General features: G+C 48.3%; 1 protein-coding gene. It reads left to right on the top strand.

The genetic code is table 11. The features are described 5' to 3' along the window. Nucleotides 1–58 precede the first annotated feature (58 nt). The coding region (locus QUA47_RS30345; protein ID WP_333433551.1) for a PAS domain S-box protein at nucleotides 59–3,955 on the top strand (3,897 nt) is incomplete at its 3' end.

The raw sequence follows: 3,955 nt of genomic DNA, 5'->3' as shown, positions 1-3,955 counted from the left end.
ACTCTTGCTTTTTGCGATCGAGTACCGGGCTATCCATTTTGGCAATTCTCTGTTTATTATGCTTTTTATATTTTATCACATGGGTGTTCACAAATCAATTAGGATTGCTATAGAAATTCATCGAAATGATGGTAGCCGCATTTTCATTAACGTCAACTCAGCACCAATTTTAGATAACCAGGGGCAGATTGTTGCAGCCGTTGTTGTCTTCCAAGACGTGAGCGAACGCAAACGTGTAGAGCAAGCCTTACGCGAGAGTGAATCGCAGCTACGAGGTTTATTTGAGGCAAATCTCATTGGCATTATTATTGGCGATTTTCAAGGCAATATTCTGGAAGTCAACGAGGCTTGGCTTGCCACTTTAGGTTACACGCGAGAAGAAGTTGTATCGGGAGAGGTAAACTTCCTGGAGATTACTCCACCGGAGTTTCGGCATTTAGACGAGCAAGCAATGGCACAGATGAAACAAGTTGGTCGCCATGCGCCGTTTGAGAAAGAATACATTCGTAAAGATGGTACTCGCGTTCCAGTTTTAATTGGGACTGCCTATTTAGGAGAACCCAACAATCTAGGTGTAGGCTTCTTAATCGACTTAACAGAGCGCAAACGCTTGGAACGCCAACTGTGGCAGCGAGAGCAACAGTTCAAAATGGTGGGTGAAAATGCCCCGGATATTATTAGTCGAATCGATTCAGAATTTCGTCACCTTTATGTCAGTCCTTCTGTAGAAAAAGCAACGGGCATTCCAGCCGATCGCTTTATTGGCAGGACTAATGCTGAGCTAGGAATGCCAGAAGACAACTATCGCGTTTGGCATGACAGTTTGCAACAAGTGTTTGAAACCGGCTCCGAACAGACGATTGAATTTAAGTTTCCGACTTCTTATGGTAGTCGATGGTATCAGTCGCGTATTGTCCCTGAATTTACTTTTGATGGCTCCGTAGAAACGGTACTGGGGATTACTCGTGATGTGACCGATTACAAACAAGTTGAACAGGCATTACGAGAGAGCGAAGAACGCTTGCGATTGGCACTGACAGGGGCTCAGATGGTTGTCTGGGATATGGATTTGCAGAGCAATCGAGTGGTGTGTTCTGCTAATGCTCTAGACGTTTGGGGTCTTGATGAAGGGACGGGAGAAGAGTTTTTTGCGCTCATTCATCCAGACGATCGACAACAGGTGCTCCAAGCAGCTGCAGGGGCAATGGCTCGAGAACAGCCCTACGCACCGGAGTATCGGGTAATTTGTCCAGACGGCGTTGTGCGCTGGCTCAACAGTCAGGGGCAAATCTATCTGGATGAGACGGGGCAAGGAGTTCGCATGATTGGCGTTTCGGTTGATATTACAGAACGCAAACAGATCGAAGCAGAACGCGATCGCCTTTTAAAACGAGAACAAACTGCCCGACTCGAAGCAGAAAGCGAACGCAAGCGGTTGCATGACATCCTGATGCAATTGCCTGCCATGATTGCCATTGTTAAAGGTGCCGATCTTGTGTATGAATTTGCCAATCCCACCTACCTGCAAGGGACTGGACGCACTCTAGACATCATTGGTCAACCACTGCGGCAGGTTTTCCCGGAGTTAGAGGGACAAATTTACTTTGACGTGCTTGAACAGGTTTACCGGACGGGAGAAACATTTATTCGGGAGGAGTCACCTACTTACTGGGATCGGAACGGCGATGGGGTGTTGGAAGAAGCATTTTTCCACTGCATCTTTGCAGCTTGGCGGGATGCTGAGGGAACCATTCAGGGTATGTTGATTTACAACATTGAAGTGACAGCCCAGGTGCGGGCAAGGCAACAAATTGAGGAATTACTGGCAGAACTTCAGCACAAGGAGAGACAGCAGCAATTCCTAATCGAATTGAATGATGCGATTCGTGCCATTCAAGACCCCAAGGAAATTATGTGGCAAGTGGTTTGTTCCACAGGCCAACACTTCCAAGTTACTCGCTGTACCTACGGTGAAATTGATTCTACTCAGGAATACGTCATTGTCGATCGCGACTATTGCAATGGTGTCATCAGCGTGGTGGGTAGCCATCACATGGATTCGTTTGGTCGTGAACTCATTGCTCAATTAAAGCAGGGCAAAACTATTGTCGTAGATGATGTCGATCGCGATCCTCGGACTGCCGGATCGGGGGCTGCTACCTTTGACGCAATTCAAACCAAATCTCTCCTGTGTGTTCCCTTAGTTAAAGAAGGGCGATTTGTTGCATTGTTGGTATTGCACCATGTCTCTGTTCGCCAGTGGACGGAGGAAGATGTGGTGCTGATGGAGCGAATTGCTCAAAAAACCTGGCTAGCCGTGGAGCGATCGCGGGCAGAAGAAGAATTGCGAGAAAGTGAAGCTAATCTGCAACTCGCGCTGAACGTCGGACGCATGGGAACGTGGGACTGGGATATACAGATGGACACTGTAACCTGGTCTGATGGACACTTTGCCATCATAGGACTTCAACCAAATGAGTACGAACCCAGCTATGAACTGTGGGCTAAAAGTGTTCATCCAGACGATATAGCCGTAGCAGAAGCAGCAATTCAACAAGCGCGGCTGGAGCGAACCGAGTATCACCACGAATATCGCATCCTTTGGCCGGATGGTTCCATTCATTGGGTAGAAGCCAGAGGACGGTTTACCTACAATACACAGGGAAAGCCGATCCACATGATCGGCATTCTCATTGACATCACACAGCGCAAGCAAGCCGAACAGGAACGGGAACAACTACTAGGGCGCGAACGCATTGCCCGTTCAGAGGCAGAAGCGGCACAGCACCAATTAGCCACTATTTTTGAAACGTCTCCGATTGGACTTGCCCTATTAGATGAAAAGCAGCGATTTATTGCCATCAACGAAGCATTAGCAGAAATTAATGGATTAACCCGCGAGCAACATTTAGGAAATTCCATTCCAGAACTTTTTGGTCAATTCGATCCCAAATTAGTTGAAGTCTTTCATCAGATATACACCACAGGAAATCCCTTTATTTCACCAAACTTTGCGGTGAATGTTCCCGGACGCGGCGATCGCCGTCCCGGTTACTACAACGTTTACTATCTTCCGACTGTGAACTCAAATGGTCAGGTTGAAGGGGTTTTAATTTATGTAGTCGATGTGACTGAGCGCGTCAGGCTAGAGCTTGCCCAACACTTTCTCTCTGAGGCGAGTGCAGTGCTGGCATCCTCACTCGATTATCAAACGACTTTAGAGCGAGTCGCGCAGCTTACAGTGCCGAAATTAGCGGACTGGTGTACGGTCCACATGATAGAAGAGGATGGTGCGATCGAGCAGATTGCAGTGGCTCACGTTGACCCTGCCAAACTGGAATGGGCACATCAGATTAGAGATAAGTATCCTATGAATCCGGATGACCCTCGCGGTGCTGCATTTACACTGCGAACTGGACAACCTGATTTGGTGCCGGAGATTCCCGATGAACTGTTGGTACACGCAGCGCGGGATTCAGAGCATTTAGAGATTCTACGGCAGGTTGGCTTCAGATCCGTAATGACGGTGCCACTACGAACTCAGGCACGAATTCTAGGGGTCATTTCCTTTATCTCCGCCGAATCTGGACGCCAGTACACCCCGACAGATTTGGAACAGGCAGAGGAATTGGCTCGTCGTGCTTCTTTGGCGATCGACAATGCTCAGTTGTACCGGGCAGCTCAACGCGATCGCACAAAAGCAGAAGCCGCTAACCGAATTAAAGACGAATTTTTAGCCGTATTGTCCCACGAGTTGCGCTCGCCCCTCAATCCGATTCTGGGCTGGACAAAATTGCTCCGAACTGGGCGATTAGATGGCACAAAAACGCAGCAAGCGCTGGAAACGATCGAACGCAACGCCAAGCTGCAAGCCCAATTAATTGAGGACTTGTTGGATGTCTCGCGCATTCTGCAAGGAAAAATGACGTTAAACGTCGCTCCTGTGAATCTAGCG

This window comes from Microcoleus sp. MON2_D5, from assembly GCF_036701905.1.
Classification (GTDB): domain Bacteria; phylum Cyanobacteriota; class Cyanobacteriia; order Cyanobacteriales; family Microcoleaceae; genus Microcoleus.
Note: the sequence above shows the minus strand (reverse complement) of the source record. Positions and strands in the feature narration are given on the sequence as shown.